The sequence below is a fragment of the Pelosinus sp. IPA-1 genome (genome assembly GCF_030269905.1).
Classification (GTDB): domain Bacteria; phylum Bacillota; class Negativicutes; order DSM-13327; family DSM-13327; genus Pelosinus.
The window spans coordinates 430079-449666 of record NZ_BSVC01000002.1 but is presented as its reverse complement, the minus strand read 5'-3'; the positions used below and the strand labels follow the sequence as shown (position 1 = coordinate 449666).

At 37.7% G+C, this 19588-nt stretch carries 19 protein-coding genes; 3 read left to right on the top strand and 16 right to left on the bottom strand.

Going from position 1 to position 19588, the window contains the following annotated elements; translation table 11 throughout:
- Positions 1 to 15: 15 nt before the first annotated feature.
- From QSJ81_RS05875 to chrA, 4 genes are all read right to left on the bottom strand, one after another.
- The gene (locus QSJ81_RS05875) at positions 16 to 1143 is read right to left on the bottom strand and encodes a 2-oxoacid:acceptor oxidoreductase subunit alpha (RefSeq protein ID WP_285716486.1); all 1128 of its coding nucleotides are present in this window, start codon (positions 1141 to 1143) and stop codon (positions 16 to 18) included.
- 15 nt (positions 1144 to 1158) lie between these two features.
- On the bottom strand, positions 1159 to 1341 hold the full coding sequence (locus QSJ81_RS05870) for a 4Fe-4S binding protein (protein WP_285716485.1): 183 nt from the start codon (positions 1339 to 1341) through the stop codon (positions 1159 to 1161).
- A 197-nt stretch (positions 1342 to 1538) separates the two neighbouring features.
- Entirely contained in the window at positions 1539 to 2525 is a 987-nt protein-coding gene (locus QSJ81_RS05865; RefSeq protein ID WP_285716484.1) for a Gfo/Idh/MocA family protein, read from the bottom strand.
- 30 nt (positions 2526 to 2555) lie between these two features.
- Positions 2556 to 3734, bottom strand: coding sequence for a chromate efflux transporter (gene chrA / locus QSJ81_RS05860; protein WP_285716483.1), 1179 nt, complete (start codon positions 3732 to 3734; stop codon positions 2556 to 2558).
- A 255-nt stretch (positions 3735 to 3989) separates the two neighbouring features.
- Here chrA and QSJ81_RS05855 point away from each other — a divergent pair, with 255 nt between their 5' ends.
- The gene (locus QSJ81_RS05855) at positions 3990 to 4478 is read left to right on the top strand and encodes a hypothetical protein (RefSeq protein ID WP_285716482.1); all 489 of its coding nucleotides are present in this window, start codon (positions 3990 to 3992) and stop codon (positions 4476 to 4478) included.
- A gap of 176 nt (positions 4479 to 4654) precedes the next feature.
- Here the strand turns inward: QSJ81_RS05855 and QSJ81_RS05850 are convergent, their stop codons facing one another.
- The 3 genes from QSJ81_RS05850 to QSJ81_RS05840 form a co-directional block, all read right to left on the bottom strand.
- The gene (locus QSJ81_RS05850; RefSeq protein ID WP_285716481.1) at positions 4655 to 4810 is read right to left on the bottom strand and encodes a hypothetical protein; all 156 of its coding nucleotides are present in this window, start codon (positions 4808 to 4810) and stop codon (positions 4655 to 4657) included.
- Between the two features lie 230 nt (positions 4811 to 5040).
- A complete protein-coding gene (locus tag QSJ81_RS05845; RefSeq protein WP_285716480.1) occupies positions 5041 to 5988 on the bottom strand; it encodes a LysR family transcriptional regulator in 948 nt (315 codons plus the stop codon).
- 322 nt (positions 5989 to 6310) lie between these two features.
- A complete protein-coding gene (locus tag QSJ81_RS05840; RefSeq protein ID WP_285716479.1) occupies positions 6311 to 6784 on the bottom strand; it encodes a MarR family winged helix-turn-helix transcriptional regulator in 474 nt (157 codons plus the stop codon).
- 109 nt (positions 6785 to 6893) lie between these two features.
- On the opposite strand from QSJ81_RS05840, the gene QSJ81_RS05835 reads away from it, so the two are divergent.
- Positions 6894 to 7472: a cyclase family protein gene (locus QSJ81_RS05835; RefSeq protein WP_285716478.1), complete on the top strand. Its 579-nt coding sequence runs from the start codon at positions 6894 to 6896 to the stop codon at positions 7470 to 7472.
- Positions 7473 to 7502: 30 nt separating this feature from the next.
- Here QSJ81_RS05835 and QSJ81_RS05830 read toward each other — a convergent pair whose 3' ends face one another.
- The 5 genes from QSJ81_RS05830 to QSJ81_RS05810 form a co-directional block, all read right to left on the bottom strand.
- Positions 7503 to 8132, bottom strand: coding sequence for an HAD family hydrolase (locus QSJ81_RS05830; protein WP_285716477.1), 630 nt, complete (start codon positions 8130 to 8132; stop codon positions 7503 to 7505).
- Between the two features lie 228 nt (positions 8133 to 8360).
- Positions 8361 to 9389 (bottom strand): sugar ABC transporter substrate-binding protein, encoded by a 1029-nt coding sequence (locus QSJ81_RS05825; protein WP_285716476.1) that lies wholly within the window; start codon positions 9387 to 9389, stop codon positions 8361 to 8363.
- A gap of 113 nt (positions 9390 to 9502) precedes the next feature.
- Positions 9503 to 10483, bottom strand: a complete 981-nt coding sequence (locus tag QSJ81_RS05820) for an ABC transporter permease (protein ID WP_285716475.1) — start codon at positions 10481 to 10483, stop codon at positions 9503 to 9505.
- Positions 10477 to 11970 (bottom strand): sugar ABC transporter ATP-binding protein, encoded by a 1494-nt coding sequence (locus tag QSJ81_RS05815; protein WP_285716474.1) that lies wholly within the window; start codon positions 11968 to 11970, stop codon positions 10477 to 10479. The genes QSJ81_RS05820 and QSJ81_RS05815 overlap by 7 nt, the downstream gene beginning before the upstream one ends.
- Positions 11971 to 12037: 67 nt before the next feature.
- Positions 12038 to 14212, bottom strand: a complete 2175-nt coding sequence (locus QSJ81_RS05810; RefSeq protein WP_285716473.1) for a glycoside hydrolase family 3 C-terminal domain-containing protein — start codon at positions 14210 to 14212, stop codon at positions 12038 to 12040.
- A gap of 225 nt (positions 14213 to 14437) precedes the next feature.
- Here QSJ81_RS05810 and QSJ81_RS05805 point away from each other — a divergent pair, with 225 nt between their 5' ends.
- Positions 14438 to 15295 (top strand): AraC family transcriptional regulator, encoded by an 858-nt coding sequence (locus QSJ81_RS05805; protein ID WP_285716472.1) that lies wholly within the window; start codon positions 14438 to 14440, stop codon positions 15293 to 15295.
- Between the two features lie 58 nt (positions 15296 to 15353).
- Here QSJ81_RS05805 and QSJ81_RS05800 read toward each other — a convergent pair whose 3' ends face one another.
- The 4 genes from QSJ81_RS05800 to QSJ81_RS05785 all read right to left on the bottom strand — a co-directional run bounded on the left by QSJ81_RS05800 (position 15354) and on the right by QSJ81_RS05785 (position 19579).
- Complete coding sequence (locus QSJ81_RS05800) at positions 15354 to 15623, bottom strand: hypothetical protein (protein WP_285716471.1); 270 nt, start codon at positions 15621 to 15623, stop codon at positions 15354 to 15356.
- 556 nt (positions 15624 to 16179) lie between these two features.
- Positions 16180 to 16878, bottom strand: coding sequence for an SIMPL domain-containing protein (locus tag QSJ81_RS05795; protein WP_285716470.1), 699 nt, complete (start codon positions 16876 to 16878; stop codon positions 16180 to 16182).
- Positions 16879 to 17058: 180 nt separating this feature from the next.
- Positions 17059 to 18438 (bottom strand): protease complex subunit PrcB family protein, encoded by a 1380-nt coding sequence (locus QSJ81_RS05790; RefSeq protein ID WP_285716469.1) that lies wholly within the window; start codon positions 18436 to 18438, stop codon positions 17059 to 17061.
- A 94-nt stretch (positions 18439 to 18532) separates the two neighbouring features.
- The gene (locus tag QSJ81_RS05785; protein WP_285716468.1) at positions 18533 to 19579 is read right to left on the bottom strand and encodes a hypothetical protein; all 1047 of its coding nucleotides are present in this window, start codon (positions 19577 to 19579) and stop codon (positions 18533 to 18535) included.
- Between the last annotated feature and the right edge of the window lie 9 nt (positions 19580 to 19588).

Sequence of the window (19588 nt, the reverse complement as noted above, 5' to 3'; positions counted from 1 at the left end):
TTGTACCCCCCTAAATTAAAGATTTTTCACAAACTCTAGTAATTCTTTTGGTGAGATAGGTTCAGAGTCATATTTAGACATTGGCTTCACTGGAACTTTTCCTGCTACTGATTTCTTAACTTCACCAACCATTTGGCCATAGTTAAGTTCTGGAACAACAATTACTTTCACTTTTTCAGCCAATTTTGCAATTTCTTTTTCAGGGAATGGCCATACTGAAATCAGTCGGAACATCCCGACTTTAATGCCTTGTTCACGGGCCATATCAATCGCGGCATAGGCAGAACGTGCTGTTCCACCATAAGTTACAATGGCAATATCAGCATCTTCTAACTTATATTCTTCATACATAGTAATTTCATCAATTGCATTGTCTACTTTATCATGCAGCCTCTTGATTAAGGTTTCTGTCGCTTTAGGCGATCCATTCGGGAAGCCGGTTTCATCATGAACCAAACCTGTTACATGACAGCGGTAACCTTTACCAAAATCAGCCATAGGTGGTACACCATCGCTATCAGCTTGATATGGTTTAAACTCACTAGGTGCTACCCTTGGTCCTTTGCGAACTGGTTTTGCAACCGTATCGTAATCAGGAACTTCAATTTTTTCACGCATATGCCCAATAATCTCATCTAGCATTAATAGAACTGGCATACGAAACTTTTCGGAAAGTTCATAGGCTTTAATCGTTAATGTAAAGCATTCAGGTACACTCGCTGGCGTTAAGGCGATTACAGGATGATCACCATGGGTTCCCCATCTTGCTTGCATCATATCTCCTTGCGCAGGAGATGTCGGTTGCCCTGTACTTGGACCCACACGTTGTACATTCGCTATAACAATGGGTACTTCTGCAATCGTAGCGTACCCAATAAATTCCTGTTTCAATGAAAAACCAGGCCCACTTGTGGCCGTCAACACTTTTTTACCTGTTAAAGAAGCTCCAATGACCGCTCCAATTCCAGCGATCTCATCTTCCATTTGAATAAACTTTCCACCAACCTCTGGTAGACGTTTTGCCATTATTTCAGCAATTTCCGTTGATGGTGTAATTGGATAACCTGCAAAAAATGTAACACCTGCAGCTATCGCACCTTCAGCGCAAGCTTGATTACCTTGCAAGAGCAGTACTTTTCCCACTATTAAATCACTCCTCTATTTTTCTACAAATATTGCATAATCAGGACAACGTGTTTCACATTGTTTACACTTAATACATTTGCTCTCGTCATTAATAGCAATTTTACCAAGAGCATCTAACCCCAGTACTTGTTTAGGACAGAATGTAACACAAACTCCACAGCCTTTACAATGTTTTCCTATTGTTTTAATAGCCATGCCTTTCACCTCCATTATCCTTCCCATATTCTATGTACTTTTCTATATGTAATTATATATGGTATAAGAGATAATATAATATAAATACACAAAACTGTAAAGGAAAGCAGCCTTTAAAAAAGCGAATGTCTTTATCCAATTTGCAAATTATTACCATATATTAAAGAGATTCGCCTGTTCCCTTTATAAGGAACCTACTATCCCTCATCCGCTGGAAACCGAAGACCAATCTGCCTTCTGCACTCATCCATAATTTCAATTACATCTAACGATAGTTGAAAAGAATTAATTGTTGATTCAAATTTATTATTTTTAATTAAACTAATAAATTCTTGTACTTCATAAAACATAAAATCATTTGATTGGTCTTGCTGTAATTCTTCACTCGAGCCATCTCTATAAATAATTTTTACCTGTTTAGGCGTTGACATTTTATTAATGACAATGACTCCCGTTTCCCCCTGTATTTCATTGATCGCTGCTGAGTTTGTTATTTTCGAATGAGATATGATGACTTCCATTTCAGAATAATGAAGAATAATGCTACCTGCACCATCAATTCCAGAATCAAGCATAATTGCATTTGCCGAGACCCTTTCAGGCTTGCCAAAAAGATAAACTGCTGGATAAATACAGTAAACACCAATATCCATAATAGAACCATTGGATAAAGCCGGATTAAAGGCATTCAGTATTTTACCCGCCTTATACTCATCATATCGAGAGGAATATTGACAAAAGTTCGAAAAGAACTTCCTCACTGTTCCTATTTTGTGGATGTTTTGTTTTATAGCTTGAAAATTAGGCAAAAAAGTCGTCTTTAATGCTTCCATCAATAATACTTGATATTTTTTAGCAGCTTCTACCATAAGGGAAACTTCTTTTAAATTGGATGCCAACGGTTTCTCACAAAGTACATGCTTGCCATGAGACATAAATAATATTGCTTGGCTGGCGTGCAGGGAATTGGGACTAGCAATATAGATGGCATCAATAAGATTGCTTTGAGCCATCTCCTCTAGATTGGTAAAAACATTCTTGGCCCCATGCTTATCAGCAAAAACTCTTCCCTGGTCTTCTGTTCTAGAATAAACTGCTTGTAAAAAGAATTCGCCATGTAAACTAGCACATCGAATAAATTCCTCGGTAATCGAACTCGTACCTATAACACCAAAACGAATCATAATCTCCCCCCTAAAAATAATATTTTTTATTTATATAATGGATAAGAAACACGCTAATAAAACCACACACCAAGGTGGAGCCTTCCAATACTGTAATAAACCAAAGCAAAGTAATCCAATGGCAAAATCTTTAGAATTCCCTATAGAGTTTATCCAAACTGGATTGTATAAGGCGGCAAGTAATATACCAACAACAGCAGCATTAACAGCCCACAATATCTTTTGAAATTGGCTCTGCTTACGAATTTGATTCCAAAATGGCATTACGCCCCAAACCAACAGGAAAGAAGGTAGAAAAATAGCTATGGTTGCTACCATTGCACCCATCCAGCCATGAATTACAGCACCCAGGTAAGCAGCAAAAGTAAATAAGGGACCCGGCACTGCTTGAGCAAGACCGTAACCCACAAGAAATTGACTGCTATCAACCCAGCCCGTAGGTACCATCTCTTTTTCAAGCATAGGCAGTACCACATGCCCACCACCAAATACTAAGGAACCAATACGAAAAAAAACGTCAATTACCTGAATCCACTTGCCGCCAAAAGTTTGGCGCAGTATTGGTAAGCCTAATAATAAAATAAATAGCAATAAAAGTAACCACATGCCAACCTGACGTTTTACCGAAAATGCTACCGCCTGGCCTTGACTTATCTTTACCGAATCTGCAAAAAACAATCCTAGGATTCCTGCTGCTACTATCACTATAATCTGAATATAAGCAGCAGGCCATAATAAAGTAACCATAGCCGCAGCCAAGGCAATGGTCGCACGTTTCTTGTCAGGAGCTAATTTTCTTCCCATGCCCCATACCGCTTGCGAAATAACCGCAACAGCCACAATTTTTAGACCATGTATAAAGGTTATTTGCCCCTCTCCTATTTCTCGCAAACCATAATAGGCATAAACAATAAGCAACACGGAGGGTAACGTAAAACCAATCCAAGCTAAAATCCCGCCAAGATAACCACCCCGATAAGTTCCAATCGCAATTCCAATTTGGCTGCTGGCTGGGCCAGGAAGGAATTGGCATAAAGCTACAATATCCGCATAAAGAGCTTCATCAATCCATTTTCTCTTCTTCACGTACTCCTTATGAAAATATCCTACGTGCGCTAAAGGCCCGCCGAAAGAAACCACACCAAGATAGGTAGCTACTGCGAGGATTTCCCATAAGCGCCTTACATGAGACTCTTCTTTGTATTGCATTATCTCCCCCCTGGAAACAAAATATCGTTATGAATAAAGCATTCTTCTTCTACTTGTAATCCCCTGCATATCTATTAAAAGATCGCACAATAAAATACAAATACAAAGGGAATTGCATCTTTATTTGCCACTATAAATAATTGTCCAAAATTAGTAATGCATAAATTACTAGTAAAAGGTCAATCTATATCTTAAGGAATATAAAACTGTGCATAAATACGTAAAAAAGTTTTGCTACGACAAAAGGAGGCTCTTATGAAGACCACACATAACCAAAAATGGCTCAGTATTTTCCTCGGATTAGCATTGACAGCAATGTTACTACTAGGTGGATGTACAAATATTACCCCTACGGATCCTACTCCCACCCCCAGTCCAACTTCCCCTTCATCTCCTACTTCCCCTTCTCCCACTTCTCCAGCTAAACCAGTAACGGATGTAACAGATGTTCGAGTTACCTATAGTTATGGTGCTACAGACAAAGTCCAGCTCTCTAACAATAATCTTGTCTTAAAAGTTGGACAAACATTAATTTTAGAGCCTGCACCAGGCCTTACTACAAATACACGTTTCACCTCTTCAGGGGAAAACTTCTTTGGTAATGTTATGAAACAAGATACAACTGGACAAGATAACACCAAAGCAAGCTTTACCGCAATTGCTCCAGGGAAAGGTAAACTTACCATCATTCCAAATACTAATGATACCGCTAGGGCCACCGACCTTTGGGTCACTGTTCAATAAGAAAAACAAAGCCGCTCTAAGACTTCTCTTTTAAAAAGAGAGCCCTTAGAGCGGTTTCATCATGTAACTTTATAAAATTAGTTATTTTTCTTGGTAATACGCTGGTTAGTCCTTAGGCTCCATTGCTTTAAATACTTATTTGTACTATATCAATTAGGATTGTTTTGTCACATATATTATGACATCACTCCCTGATCCCAAAACCATTGTTGCTGTGTAATATCCACTAATTTTGTTTCATTCTTTTCATTATTTAAAGTCTTTTCTTCCGAAATTTCCCCTTCATTCTTATCAGCTACTCCCTGATCTAGAACGTTAGTATACCCGCTCATGAATGACTCCTCCTAATCTTTCTTTGTCTACTTTAATCTACTTATAACCTTTACTATTGCCTTAATTGTATATCTCTTATAAATTTAAGTGAAATATCAATTCAGTATATATCGCATTTAGATTATGAATAAGTAGATTAAAAATAGCCAAAAGGGCATAGGATTTGTGCTAATCTATATGTATACGCTTTTAAAATATATTTATTGCTAAAACATAAATAATACTTTTTTTATGAAGGCGTAGCATTATCCCAAAACCATTGGTTCTGTGTAATATCAAACTCTTTATTATTGAAATCCATCCTAGTTTTTACAAATTGCAGCCATTCTTCAGTCGCATGAGAAATATACCTCTCTTTTTTCCATGCCATGGCTAACTGCAAATATACTTGAGGGTTGCCCATAGGGATAGAAATTAACGCCTTACAATCTAGGTGCTGACAAACCGTACTTGGCAAAAGAGCTATGCCAAAATGATCAGCTACAAGTTGTGTCATAAGTTCAAGCTGCAACGTTTCGAAAATAACTTTAGGACGAAACCCTGCCTGCATGCACCGCTCAATAATTACATCATTTAGACTAAAATCACTGCTATAAAGCACAAAGGATTCATTAATAAGGCTAGCATAATCAATAACTTCGCATTTAGCGAAAGGGTGTCCAGGATACACTACAAGTCGTAGTGGATCTTGGATACTGCAAATCATTTCATAAAGTTCTTTCTCTCTAGGGGGAATACATATTATACCTACATCGAGTGTCCCATCTAGTATACCGATTTCAATTTTTTTAGATCCAAACTCAAACAAATCCAAGTGGATGTTCGGATATGCCTTTCTAAAAGGTCCAAATAAACGAGCAAAGGTTGTAAGGCCAGTAATCGGCGGAATACCGATCCTTATCTTTCCTGACTTTAATTTTGATCCCCCAATTAGATTAACATTTATATTTTGAAAAGATGAAACGATTTTAACTGCCTGTTCTAAAATGATTCCACCTGCATCAGTCAATTCAACATACTTTGTGCTACGGTAAAAAAGAGTAACGCCAAACTGATTTTCAATATCTTTGATTACTTTACTGATAGATGGTTGAGAAATATGCATTTCTTCAGCCGCCTTACTGAAACTCTTTTGTCGTGCTACTTCTATGAAATATTCCAAATGCCGTATCTCCATGTCGACCTCCTTTCAGACAACGGTGATAACATTTATCCGTCCATTTTATACTATCAAGGCAATTATATTTAAAATTCAATTTAATTACAACTATAGAAAAATTTAACATCATTATTCTACAATAGAAGTTTCCGCTCAAAGAAAGTTAAAGCAAAACCTCAGCCTTAACTGAAAAAAGAAAAAAGTAGGAGTGTTTATCTCCTACTTTTTTTCTACGCTTATCTCTTTTTCTTACTGTAATTCAAATATAGTAACATGATATCATTTATTTTTTATTTAACATGATTTTACAATTCGAGCCATACAAAAATGCTATAGATAATTATTTCTCCACATCCGCCTCGCTTAAATGCTCATCAATATGCTCTTCGACAAGATGTAATATATTAAATAGTGCTTTCCGCTGCTCTTGGGTCAGACTTTGAAGTTCCCTTGTAACGTCCTGTGACAGTTTTTCAAAATGCGCTTCTTTTTCATTAAAAATAGTAATACCTACTGCAGTTAATGACAAGAGTACTTCTTTCTCGTTTTCTTGTGTTCTCGACTTTTTTACTAAATTTTTTTGCACTAGTTTCTTAACCATTTTAGAAACAGCACCCTTAGTCGCACCATATTTTAATGCCAATTCGGTAACATTTATATTCTCAAAGTCTCCAATTAAAGTCATCAGACTTAGCTCTGAAAAACTGAGTTTACCAATTGATGTTATGTCACTAGCATGCCTGCCCAGCTCTCCCATCTTAATCGTAAGGCGTTTTAACGTATTCAAAAAATCTTTCATATCATTTTTTTTCATAATCTTATTATTCACTAAATTCTTTATAAAATCAAGCAGATTTAGCCTTGACTACTTTGTTTACTTGTATTATAGTTTCCTTAGTAAACAAAATCAAGGAGTGATATTCATGTTAATCGATTTAACTCTTCCTATTGATGAACAAGACAAAAACAATCCCTTTTTCAACGATAAAACCGGCGTAAGCGTGGCTCGCTTGGGACATCTAGGTACTCATCTCGATATCATGGACGTAGAAAATTTAGAACTAGACAGATTTATCAGCCCAGCTAAAATTGTTCATGTAGAGAATATGTTCAATCACCAAGTTGAACCTTCTGATTTCGTAAACAAAGTTGATATTCAAAAAGGTGATTTTGTAATCTTCAAAACAGACTGGTTCAAAACCTATTACAGAACAGATTTCTATTTAGGACATCCTGAAATAGGTCATCCCGAATTATCCGATAAAACCCTTGAATTATTAATACAAAAAGAAGTCAATTTCATTGGTATAGACGCAGCTGGTGTGAAAAGAAAAGAGGATCATCGTAAAGCAGATCAATTCTGCGCAGACCACAATATTTTTGTCATCGAAAATATTGTCAACCTTGAAAAACTAAAGCAAGATGACTTCAGAATTTATTGTTTCCCCCTTCATTTAAAAAACTCCAGCGGCTTACCCGTCCGCCTCATTGCTGAAATTTGATTCATTAGCAGGTAAATTTAAGAGAAACATCTATATTGAGGGAATACCGACAATGTCCAAAAGCTCTCTTGGATGACTTAACTTTATCTTCGCATTTAAATTCGGATCTTTTGTTCCCCATAATGCAAGTGCAAAATCAACACTTGCATTATGGGCACTTAGCATATCATAACTAGTATCACCGATGTAAATCGCTTCAGCTGGAGATACTTTAGCAATTTCTAGACATTTTAATATCGGCTCTGGATCAGGCTTATGTTTAATGGTGTCATCAGCACAAACTATATAATCAAAATAATCATGTAAGCCAAAAGGGTAAAAATCGTCAGTTAGTTCTTGCTTTGTTTTTGATGTTACAATACCTGTTTTAATCTTTAATTGATGCAAATGCTTTATGATTTCTTCTAAATCGGGGAAAACTCGTATAGAGTTGTAAAATTCCTTTAAATACTCATTCCATTTTTCACATGCTTTTTCAGTATCTTGAATGTTTAACTGCTTTAATGCATCCACTCCCGGAATGCCTAATACGAAAGACAATTCATCCGATGGGTAATCAATGCCCGTCTCTACTTTTAATAATTTTTGTAATGAACTGATAACCGCTTTTTCTGTATCAATAATTGTTCCATCGATATCAAATATCAGATATTTGTACATGATTTATCCTCCATCCAATTATTAGCTTTGTAAATAGCCTAATACTAGATGATTTACCTTTATGAGACAAAACCCCTGCCTGCAAGTTAAATTTTAAGTGAGATATCATTTTGGGTACTAGATATTCAATAAAAAAGACCGGGATTCCTTGTTATAAGGTGCCCCGGTCTTTCTACAATAAATTACACATGAGCCTAGACTGCAAAAAACTAATTACCTTTGCTTCAACTACTTGGTCTCATTTGTAAATTGCTTTTGCTTATCTTTGCCATATTCAACGATTTGATTCGCTTCTACCCACTTAACTGGCACGGGGTAGTTATCTTGTATTTTTTCTTTTTTAATAATTTTGTCCATTACATCAATAATTGTTTTGCCGATAGCATAGGAATCTTGGTCAACGATACCTGTAATTAGTCCTTCTTTAATTCCATTCTCCCAAGTAGGGGTATAATCGAAACCAAAATGATATATTTTACCAGATTTTCCCTGGGATTTGATTGCTTCCATAACCCCAGTGTCAGGCCCCTCTGAACCTAGAGAGAATACCGCAATCATATCTGGATTTGAAGTTATTTGCCCTTCCATTTGTCTTTTAGATTCAGAAGCTTGATCATTATCTTGAATTGGCTCTAACCAGGTGAAACCTTGGGCATCCGCTCCCATGACACTCTCAAAACCTTTCTTTATGCCATCCTGTCGATATGTCATAGTTGTTTGCGTAAGATTTACAGCTGCTAAAGCGATTTTGCCGTTTTTAATTCCTTTTCCTTTTAAATATTCTGCAGCTTTTTTCCCCAATTCTTCACCAGCCAGTTTATTATCAGTACCCACATAAGCGGCTCTGTTTTCCTTTGTTTTAACATCTGCATCAAAAGTAACAATTGGCAATCCTGCATCCTTTGCTTCTTTAACCTTACGATCAAACATATCTGGATCCATCGGTGCAATCGCAATCCCTACAGCACCACTCGATATCGCTTCCTGGAGAAAGCCAATATGTTTTTCGTTCTTTTGTGATTCACTAGGAGGTGAAGTTTTAAATACTAAATTATAGCCAAGTTCCTTAGCTCGCTCCTCTGCCGCTTTTTTCATCGGCGACCAGTACGCGCCCGTATCCACTATCGGAATAAAATATAATGTTTTTTTATCTGAGCTGGATGTATTATTTGTAGCCTTAGAATCGGAGCCCGTACAACCAGTCACTAACCCAATCACAATTCCAATGAGTAGTAATGCTAGTATTTTCTTTTTCATCCATATCTCCCCCAACATTTTACTTATGATAAACCACCCTCCCCCTGCTGTTCGAAAAAACTTTGCTAGCACTTACACCTCCTACTGAATTTGATTGTAGTTATATGTTATCTTTATCTAGTGCGGCGATAGTAGTCTACAACAACTGCGATAACAATAATACCACCGGTAACAGCCTGCTGGATAAACGAATTCAAACCTAAAATCGCGAGTCCATTGCGGAATACTTCAAGAGTAAAAATACCGACAACTGCTCCGGGGATATTGCCAACACCACCACTGAAAGCGGCCCCCCCAATAATTGCCGCAGCCATTGCAAATAGGCCAACACCAGCAGCTTCGCTTGGCGCTCCAACATTAAGATTAGACATTAGTAATACTCCCGCTAAGGCCGCGAGAGCGCCTTCCAGCATAAATACTTTAATTAGGTGCTTTTGAATATTAATCCCAGATAATCTCGCAGCTTCCTGGTTAGATCCTACCGCATAGCAATAGCGTCCAAACCGAGTATGTTTCATAACATAGGTTAAAGCCACTACCACAAATGCAAAAATCAAGGTATTTGTAAAAATAAAGTTAACACCCACTTTAGTGTTGGATAACGAATAGAACCAATCCGGAACACCTTTCACATAGATACCATTGGTTAAAAATAAAATGATGCCACGGATCATATAATCAGTACCTAACGTCAAGATAAAAGAGTCTAACTTAAATTTCACAATAAAAAAACCGTTGATAAACCCCCAAAATACTCCTATGCCAATCGCTGCTAACATAACCACAGGAGGGGAAAAACCTTTTATCGCTAGAAAAACTGCAGCCGTTCCTGCAAAAGCAGCGATACTCCCTGCTGACAAATCAACTCTTCCAGTTATCAGCAGCATTGTTATCCCAACAGTCGCAATTCCAACAGTGGGGACTTGCCGAAAAAAATTGCCGATATTAGCTTGGCTTAAAAAGAGTGGACTAATCAGTGAAAAAACAATCACCAGAACTACCAAAACAATATACACCGAATATTTCAGAAATAAATCTTTACTATCTATTTTTCTAGACATGGCTGAGTTTTCACTGAGCCTTGGGTTCAACATGATGCCCCCCCTACGGTTGCAAACGCCATGATTTTCCCTTGCGTTGCATCCTGTTTCGGTATTTCTCCCGTTAACCTGCCTTCGCACATTACATAAATTCTATCTGCCATCCCCAAAAGTTCGGGAAGTTCAGAGGATATCATAATTACCGTCTTTTCCTCTTTTACTAATTGATTCATCATCTGATATATTTCCGCCTTAGCGCCCACATCAATACCTTTTGTAGGCTCATCAAAAATGAAAATTTCTGAGGCGGTATTCAGCCATTTAGCTAAAACTACCTTTTGCTGATTTCCGCCTGACAAATTACCAACTGGCGTGTCTACAGATGCCGTTTTAATTCGCAGGTTTTCCCTAAATTTTTCAGCAATTGCCCTTAGCTTGTTATGCTTTAAAATAGCATCTTGCAAATTGGTCATACTGATGTTTTCCGTTACAGACATAATCAATGATAACCCTTGATTCTTTCTATCTTCTGTAAGTAAACAAATCCCTTGGTTTATCGCATCTTTAGGCGTATTTATCGTAACCTTTTTTCCTCTTACTTTGACAATCCCTTGAGACATGGGGTCTGCACCAAATAACATGCGAACGATCTCCGTTCTGCCTGATCCCACCAAACCTGCAAAACCGACAATCTCACCACGCTTCGCATAGAAAGATACATTTTTGACCTTTCCTGCATAATCTGATAACTCTTGTATCTCCAGTATGGTTTCCCCAATTTGTCCATATTCCTTAGGAAATAATTCTGTGATATCACGACCAATCATCATGGAGATTAAGGTATTCTGCGAAACATTTTCCACATCCACTGTACCAATATACTGACCGTCTCTCAGTACCGTAGCACGATCGCATATCTCAAATATTTCTTTCAATCGATGTGATATATAAATGATCGCAACACCATCTTGTTTCAGAGTATTAATAATTTTAAACAGAGCAGCTACGTCATCATTCCCCAAAGAAGTAGTAGGCTCATCAAATATTACAATTTGCGCATCTAAGCTAATCGCCCTACCAATCTCTAACAGTTGTTTTTGTGCTGTGGGCAGATTTTCTACTATATCCGTAGGTTTTACTTTGGAACCAAGCTTATTTAAAATTTCTTCCGTTCGTTGGTACAACGTCTGATAGTCAATAATTCCTAGCAGCTTATTTTTGTAAGGCAGCCTTCCCATAAATATATTCTCAGCTACATTCAAGGCTTCCGCAAGATTCAGCTCTTGATGGACAAAACCTACTCCTAGTGTTTGTGCTCCTTCTGGAGACATAGCGGTACAATCAACACCATTAACGAATATCGCACCTTTATCCTGAGGATAGATTCCACCTAAAATTTTCATAAGTGTTGACTTTCCTGCACCATTTTCACCTAACAGTCCGTGTACCTCTCCAGCATTAACTTCAAGATTTACACCCTTCAGAGCATATACACCTGGAAAACGTTTTTCAATGTCAGTCATTTTTAGGATCTCTTTCATTCAACGTTATCCCCCTTATTCCTCTGTATCCCTATTGAGGTTAAGGATTTTTCAAAAGAACTACTGATTAATACTCCAATTCTATCGCTTCGCCGATAACCTCTAATGTTATTTTTTCCATCACCTTGCCAGTCAATAACTGAAGACTCCTAGTATCAGGCTGACATCCGCCCACGTATATTTCAAATTCACCAGGCTCTAATATACACTTACCTTCATAATTAATCAGCGCTAACTGTCTTGGAGTTAAGGAAAAGGTTACTCTTTTTATTATTCCTGGCAGTAAATGGACCTTTTTTATGCCTCGCAATTCCCAGATAGGGACTTCTACGCTTGCTTTAACATCTTTTATATACAGCTGCACTGTCTCATCCGATGCAAAAAGTCCCGTATTTTTTACGAGTATAGAACATTCAACGTTTTCCCCAACAGAAATTTTTTTATTCGTTAATGTTAATTGGTGATATGTAAAGGTAGTATAACTAAGTCCATAACCAAAGGGGTATAAAGCTTCATTTTTCATATATCGGTAGGTTCGATTTCTCATGGAATAATCCGTAAACTCAGGTAGTTCCTCAGTGGTTCGATAAAAGGTAATTGGTAACTTTCCTACGGGACTACATTCACCAAAAATTACCGAAGCCAAAGCTTTGCCCCCTTCTGCTCCCGGATACCAAGCCTGAATGATGCCAGGTATTTTTTCTGCCGCCCAGGTCACAGCCAAAGCACTTCCCGAAAGAAGTATCAGAATAATTGGTTTCCCTGTCTTATAAATAACTTCAAGTAACTCTTGCTGCAAACCTGGTAACTGTAAGCCTAATTTATCCCCACTCGCGTATTCATTGGAAACATCGCCCTCTTCCCCTTCGATACTCGCGTCCAACCCCATACACATGATGACAACATCCGCTCTTTCTGCCGTAGAAACGGCTTCAGCAAATCGATCTTGCACCTCTCCCAAATTTTCCACCTTTTCTCTATACAAATGGCAGCCTTGGGCGTAAGAGACCGCCATATTATTTCCTACTGCTCCGCGGATTCCTTCCAGTACTGTAACGTAGTTAGAAGCTGTACCGAAATAATTGCCACTTAGTGCCTCCCTGCTGTTAGCATTGGGCCCGATAACCGCAATGGATCTTATTGTATTACGATCCAAAGGCAGTAAATTATTTTCATTTTTCAAAAGCACCAGTGTTTTCTTTGCTACTTCCAAGGCGAAATCCCGATGCTCTTGACAATCATTTTGCTCAAAACCAATCGTCGTATAAGGAACCTTTTCAGCAGCATCAAACAAACCTAGTTTCATTCTTGTAATCATTAATCTTGTTACCGCAGTGTCTATGTCTTCCTCGGAAACTAAACCTTCTTGGTACGCAATCAATAAATTAAGATACATATTGCCGCAGTTTAAGTCACAACCATTATTTAGAGCCAAGGCTACTGATTCGGGAGCACTACTAGTCACTCTATGGTTCTCATGAAAATCTTTTATTGCCCAACAATCAGATACCACATGCCCAGTAAATCCCCATTCTTGTCGTAGTGTCTCGTGCAAAAGCATTTTACTGCCACAACAGGGCTCACCGTTAACTCTGTTATACGCCCCCATTACCGCTTCCACTTTCGCTTCCTTGACACATTCTTTAAATGCAGGTAAATAGGTTTCCCGCAAGTCTTTTGGTGAAACCACAGCATCAAAACTATGCCTCTCACCTTCTGGACCACTATGGACGGCAAAATGCTTTGCACAGGCGGCAGTTCTTAAATACTTTGCATCTTGCCCTTGTAGCCCTTTGACAAAGGACACACCAAGCCGCCCTGTCAAATATGGGTCTTCCCCAAAAGTCTCGTGCCCACGTCCCCATCTAGGGTCTCTAAAAATATTGATATTGGGAGACCAGAATGTCAAACCCTTATATATCCCATGATCTCCTTTTTTTTGAAATTCGTGAAATTTAGCTCTTGCTTCAATTGAGATAACTTCAGCCACATCGTAAATCAACTTCTCATCAAAAGTAGCTGCCAGACCGATTGCCTGTGGAAATACGGTAGCAACACCTGCCCGCGCCACACCATGTAGCGCCTCACTCCACCAATTGTAAGCTGGGACGCCCAATCGGGGAATCGCTGGTGAATTGTATACCATTTGGGTTACTTTTTCTTCTAAGGTCATCTTTGCGACTAAATCTTGGGCTCGTTTTTCAAAACTCAATGTTTCATTTCGATAATCAATCTTTTCCATTTACATCATCCTTTATCAGCCATTCCTTCGACAACCAAACCATTCCGTAATTCACATCATCATCCAAAAAATAATAATTCGCCGATATATAATTAAATGCTCACTTATGGAAACTTTTAGTTTATAATCTAATTATAAGACCTGGACTTTTTTTAATATTCTCATTTCTTGCTACAACATCATCAATTCTTGCTTGATGTTGTTTTTTAAAAAAGGAGTGCATATATGTTCATAGAAGGCATTCATGAAAAAGATATCTATACGGAGGCATACCCCTTTCGGATTGAACTAAATACATTCGAGAACTTTGATTGGCCTCTACATTGGCATCATGCTGCAGAATTGGTATATCCAATTGAAAACGGCTATCATACTACAGTAAATGGCCAAGAATATGTGATGTGTGAAAAAGATATTTTATTTATCGCCGGTGGCGATACCCACAGTTTTAATACCCGCAACAATAAAGGCAATCGTTTTTTTATTCAATTTGATATCTCCACGATGGATGTTTTTGGTCAAGCCCATCAGCTCACTCCTTTTTTATCAATAACTAAACTTATTTCTGCCAAAGATGACCCCCTCCTACATACAGAATTAGAGCGAAATATTGTTGGACTAATTCATGAATACCAACATCGGGCATTAGGATACACTTTATTTTTAAATGCTCGTATATTTGATATTCTGGTTTTGTTATCCCGCAGTGTTTACAGCAATGTAGATTTTGAAAGTTCCAGCTGTAATAGCAAGAAATTCCATATTTTAGAAAAACTCAATTTAGCATTTCAATATATTGAAGAACAATATCAAAATGACATCTCTTTAAAAGATGTATCTTTTGCCGCAGGTTTTAGCGAATATCATTTTTCAAGACTCTTTAAAGAAATAACCGGAAAACATTTTTTGAGCTATTTAAATGAACGCCGTATAAAAAAAGCAATTCAATTATTAATTGCTCATAATATGTCCATTACTGAGGTTGCCCTCTCCTCTGGTTTTAACAGCATCGCTACCTTTAACCGCACTTTTAAGAAACTCAAAGGCTGTACACCTGTTGAGTACAAAAAAATGCAGTTTTAAATTTACTCAAAAAAACTCCCACGTTCTAGAACGTGGGAGTTCTTCTCTATATGGATATTTAGCGCAATCCACACTCTTTAATACATTCTTGATAAGCATCATATGCAGCTTGCTTTTGTTCAGGAGTATTGGCAGTTTGCAAAGCCCGATCGTATAACATTTTACATCGATCTAGACATATATTTACCTGTACATATATAGCTTGACTATACGGGAATGACAATAATCGTTTTAATGTATCGTAGTGGTAATAAAATTCATCCATAGTTAATGCAAATTGATGGTCATACAATCGATTTATACTGTCTGTCTTATCATAATTCCGCATTAAAAAACACTCCTTTTATCACTTTGTAACATCTTATGAAAAATAGCAGTACGATGTTCTAGGATACTATAACGGTACTTACCAAAGGTCCGTAGGAGATGTATTTAGCTGATGGCAGTATCATAAGAAAAACGTTAACACGCCTTGTGCCTAAAAAGCATTTAAAACGAAGACATGAAGAAAACATTGGATACGGAGGGCGTAAAGGATTTGAACCACAGAGGCGCAGAGGACGCAGAGAAGGGGAGGTGTTTTTATAGCAAACCTATTATGCTACTCTGCGCCCTCTGTGGTGCTCTGTGTTCTCTGTGGTTCGTTTACCAAATCAGCAAGAAAACTCTACGTGTCCTTTTTGAACTACAAAGACACAAAGGGTTCTACCCATTTCATTCCCATCCTCTTTGTGTGCCGCGATAGCGGCATTGTGTCTTTGTGGTTCAATTTTTTAACTAGAAACTTATAAATTCTGATACCACAAAAAAGAAGTATTTGCCTTAAGCAAATACTTCTTTTTACTATATTAGTCTGCCTTAGTATTTTTCGTGCCTTTCTAAAACTATTCTAATTCAACAGTTACTTGAACGGTAGCTCCGATGGTTACTTTACCGGCTTGAATATTCGGTGCAGCTCCGTCCATACTTGCTGCTTTTAGCATTCTGCTTTCCATCATGACTGGGTGATAAAACACACCAGACTCATTCACAAGGGTGACTCTAGCAACTCTTTTATTCAACGTATTAGCAATTATTTCGGCTTTTTTCATCGCATCTGCAACAGCATCTTTTAATGCTTCGTTTTTACTGTCTGTTTCATTTGCTGTTTCAAAACGAATCGAATTTATCTCATTAGCACCTGCGTTAGTAACTTCATTAACTAAAATTCCTACTTTATCAATAGAAGTACGGATTTCTAGCCCATTAGTTACACGGTACCCTTCCAGCTTAGGTAACTTATCTTTTTCATAGTTGTAAATTGGATCCACCTGGTATGTATTTGTTTTGATTTGTTCGTTTGTTACTCCCTGATCATTTAGACTTGCAAATATGCGATTTACGATTTGAGTATTTTCATTCTTTGCTTTGTCTAGACTGGCATTAACCGAGTTCACGGAAAGCGTAATTTTGGCTACGTCAGGAATAACTTCCTTTTGACTATTTCCAGTTACCTGTACCACTGTTTTCGGAGCCTCACTCGCAAAGGCTGGAACAGCTAACAGCAAACTCATGGCCACTAATAGAATTGTTTTCTTAAACATTTTATATACCTCCAAATGATTTGATTTTGAACTAACAACATTGTTTGTTGTACCCTTCTACTCCTTTAAACGTTTGCTTTTGAAAAAGGTAACGGCTTATTAACTTTTTTTCCAGCAAATTTTTAGGGAAGGACAGGAAGTAACCTGTCCTTCTACTCTTCTATTCTAAATCAAGTAGTATTATCCCTTAATTGTTAGCTTATTTTTACTTAACACCTTGCCCTTTTGATCCACAAAAGTAATATTCATAGTGCCACGTTCCCGCAGGATACTGGAATCAATCGTAACATAGTCATCAGGATAAATGATATTCATTGTAATGATTTCATCCGGTCGTGGACTTTTGGTATGAACATATACTGTCATATTATTGCCATGTAAAGTTACTTTTTCAATACCAATATCCGATTGAGCAGAAGAAGCTCCCATATTTGCAAACAGGATTAGTTTATTATTAAACTCTGGTCTTTTGAACTTATTGATTGTATTTTCTGAAACACGATTGTCATAGGCTAATTCTCCATCAGAATTAACGATAGTAGCAAAAAGCATATCTTGAGGATACTCGGATTTATAGAATTTCCAATCTTCATACTTACTTGTCTCAAACAATATTTTCGTTTTCGCTGGTTGCTCAGGTACATTATCGATTAATTGTGCTTTATAGGTTGTCCAAATTGCATCTGGACCGCCAAAAGGTTTAACTAAGATCATTGTATATTTTTTCCCCTGATGAATTACCTCAAAATCGATTTGTCCATGACGAGAAATGGCACTGCTGCTTTGCTTTTTGACGATCGTAAAAGTATCTAGCTCGGTAAAGCCATAATTTTCCCCTTCAATTTTCGCAACTTGCATAGGGTCAAGGCGCCAAAGTTCTCTGCCTTCATCTACATTTTGTTGCCACCTGATTACTTTATCATAATTAAGACCCTCCACCCCTAATCCTACGTCTGGTCCATGATGAGTATGAGTAGCCGTTGCTCTAACCTCTCGAATGGATACAATCTGCCAAATTTTATTACCAGATGATCCTGTTGGCTGCATTAATTCTACTACATAATATTTTGTGCCGTGACTTACAAGTACCTTTTTTCTGCCTGCAGTTTGTTCCAATGGTGATACCAGAGTAATGGAGTCATTCTGTGCATCAAAGCCGTATTTTTCTGCATCATTGCGTACTACTTCTACTGGATCTAATAACCAAGTTTGCTCCCCAGCATCCACAGCTTGTTGCCTTTTTGCCACTAATTCTTTATCAACAGCAACAGCTACTGCCTTTTCATTTTCTTTCTCTTCTATAATGATTCTTTTGGATTCTCCATCTTTGTTAAGTAATGCAACTCCACCAACTGTTTCCTCCTCTATAGGAGTTGTTATCTCTACATCATTAGAAATATCGTTTGTTTCTACCTTTGTTTCGGTAGGAACAGAAGGTCTCAAATTAACCCATTTTGCTGCTGCAGCAACCCGCTCTGGCATGAACACTGGCATTGTAGCTGCTGTCAATATCGCTGCGCCTGCTGCGAAGGATGCGATTTTTTTCATCTTACTGTTCATCTTATCTTTCTTCCTTTCATTGACTGATTAGTCATTCATAGTGATAAACGTAATACAATCCAAAAAGTAACGGATTGTATTACGTTTTTTTTACTTACTGCTCCATATCTTTTTCAACCAACGATTCTGTTATATGTTTCAGATCTTCCGATGTTTTTGCACCTTCGATTGTAATATCATACTTGTTAACCTTCGTAGTTAACCTGTTCATTGTCTCTTTTGTCTTTTCTGTCTCTTTTGCATTTTTAGCGAGAGGTCCTATTACTGTACTTTTAACTCCCCTCTGCTCTTTCTCTGATTTAAAAGCTTGCCTACTCTTCACGTTACTCTCATCTTGTAGTTTTTGAGTAATAATGATTTCATCGTGATTACCCAAACTATAAACCTGCCTGATTATCCCGGTAGTATTATCAATGGTTGTCGATGTTGCTGTTTGGTTAGGCATTGCCATGATCTTAGTAGATTTTCTTTCGGGTTGAATCGTTCTTTCTTCTTGCTCGGAATTAGTGAATGTTTTCGCCATAGATACATTCTTTCGCATAGTTATATCCTTAGGCGTTTCTTCTTGAAGTAAAGCTACTGATTTTTGCTCTATTTCTGGTGATTCAGCCACATTTACGATTTCAGCAAGTACCTTAGAAACAGATGCAGTATCTTTTTCTTCAACTGGTACAACCGCAGGTGGAGTTTCTGTCTTATCCTTAGATTGTACCTGCCGAGTCACTACAGTATCCATTGCGTTTTTACTATTTGTTTCATCAGATTGTTTTACATTAGCTACCATTTTAGGTGCTTCTATAGTACCATCCATTTGCTGGGCAATATTTTGATCAACTGACTGAGGCAATACAAATTGGACAAATGCCGCAATTACTACAGCGGCAGCTGTTCCTAGAAAGCCGCCATACATCCAATGTGTACGACGTTTCTGTTTTTTTGCCTGCAATTCAGCTGCGATATTATCAACGACTTCATCAATCAAAACACGTGGTAGTTCCTCCTGACCATAAGACTGATTAATCAAAACAGCTAGGTCAGTTAATTGTTTTAGTTCTTCATCCTCCACACTAGGATGCCTGCCTGCATTTATGCTATCCAAATACTGATTTAGTTCTTCTGCCTCGAACTCTTTTTTGCTCATCTCCCCCAC

Excerpts from the sequence above, each read along its gene's own strand:
- QSJ81_RS05870 (WP_285716485.1), bottom strand. The coding sequence starts at position 1,341 with ATGGCTATTAAAACAATAGGAAAACATTGTAAAGGCTGTGGAGTTTGT.
- QSJ81_RS05865 (WP_285716484.1), bottom strand. The coding sequence starts at position 2,525 with ATGATTCGTTTTGGTGTTATAGGTACGAGTTCGATTACCGAGGAATTT.
- chrA (WP_285716483.1), bottom strand. The coding sequence starts at position 3,734 with ATGCAATACAAAGAAGAGTCTCATGTAAGGCGCTTATGGGAAATCCTC.
- QSJ81_RS05855 (WP_285716482.1), top strand. The coding sequence starts at position 3,990 with ATGAAGACCACACATAACCAAAAATGGCTCAGTATTTTCCTCGGATTA.
- QSJ81_RS05850 (WP_285716481.1), bottom strand. The coding sequence starts at position 4,810 with ATGAGCGGGTATACTAACGTTCTAGATCAGGGAGTAGCTGATAAGAAT.
- QSJ81_RS05845 (WP_285716480.1), bottom strand. The coding sequence starts at position 5,988 with ATGGAGATACGGCATTTGGAATATTTCATAGAAGTAGCACGACAAAAG.
- QSJ81_RS05840 (WP_285716479.1), bottom strand. The coding sequence starts at position 6,784 with ATGAAAAAAAATGATATGAAAGATTTTTTGAATACGTTAAAACGCCTT.
- QSJ81_RS05835 (WP_285716478.1), top strand. The coding sequence starts at position 6,894 with ATGTTAATCGATTTAACTCTTCCTATTGATGAACAAGACAAAAACAAT.
- QSJ81_RS05830 (WP_285716477.1), bottom strand. The coding sequence starts at position 8,132 with ATGTACAAATATCTGATATTTGATATCGATGGAACAATTATTGATACA.
- QSJ81_RS05825 (WP_285716476.1), bottom strand. The coding sequence starts at position 9,389 with ATGAAAAAGAAAATACTAGCATTACTACTCATTGGAATTGTGATTGGG.
- QSJ81_RS05820 (WP_285716475.1), bottom strand. The coding sequence starts at position 10,483 with ATGTTGAACCCAAGGCTCAGTGAAAACTCAGCCATGTCTAGAAAAATA.
- QSJ81_RS05815 (WP_285716474.1), bottom strand. The coding sequence starts at position 11,970 with ATGAAAGAGATCCTAAAAATGACTGACATTGAAAAACGTTTTCCAGGT.
- QSJ81_RS05810 (WP_285716473.1), bottom strand. The coding sequence starts at position 14,212 with ATGGAAAAGATTGATTATCGAAATGAAACATTGAGTTTTGAAAAACGA.
- QSJ81_RS05805 (WP_285716472.1), top strand. The coding sequence starts at position 14,438 with ATGTTCATAGAAGGCATTCATGAAAAAGATATCTATACGGAGGCATAC.
- QSJ81_RS05800 (WP_285716471.1), bottom strand. The coding sequence starts at position 15,623 with ATGCGGAATTATGATAAGACAGACAGTATAAATCGATTGTATGACCAT.
- QSJ81_RS05795 (WP_285716470.1), bottom strand. The coding sequence starts at position 16,878 with ATGTTTAAGAAAACAATTCTATTAGTGGCCATGAGTTTGCTGTTAGCT.
- QSJ81_RS05790 (WP_285716469.1), bottom strand. The coding sequence starts at position 18,438 with ATGAACAGTAAGATGAAAAAAATCGCATCCTTCGCAGCAGGCGCAGCG.
- QSJ81_RS05785 (WP_285716468.1), bottom strand. The coding sequence starts at position 19,579 with ATGAGCAAAAAAGAGTTCGAGGCAGAAGAACTAAATCAGTATTTGGAT.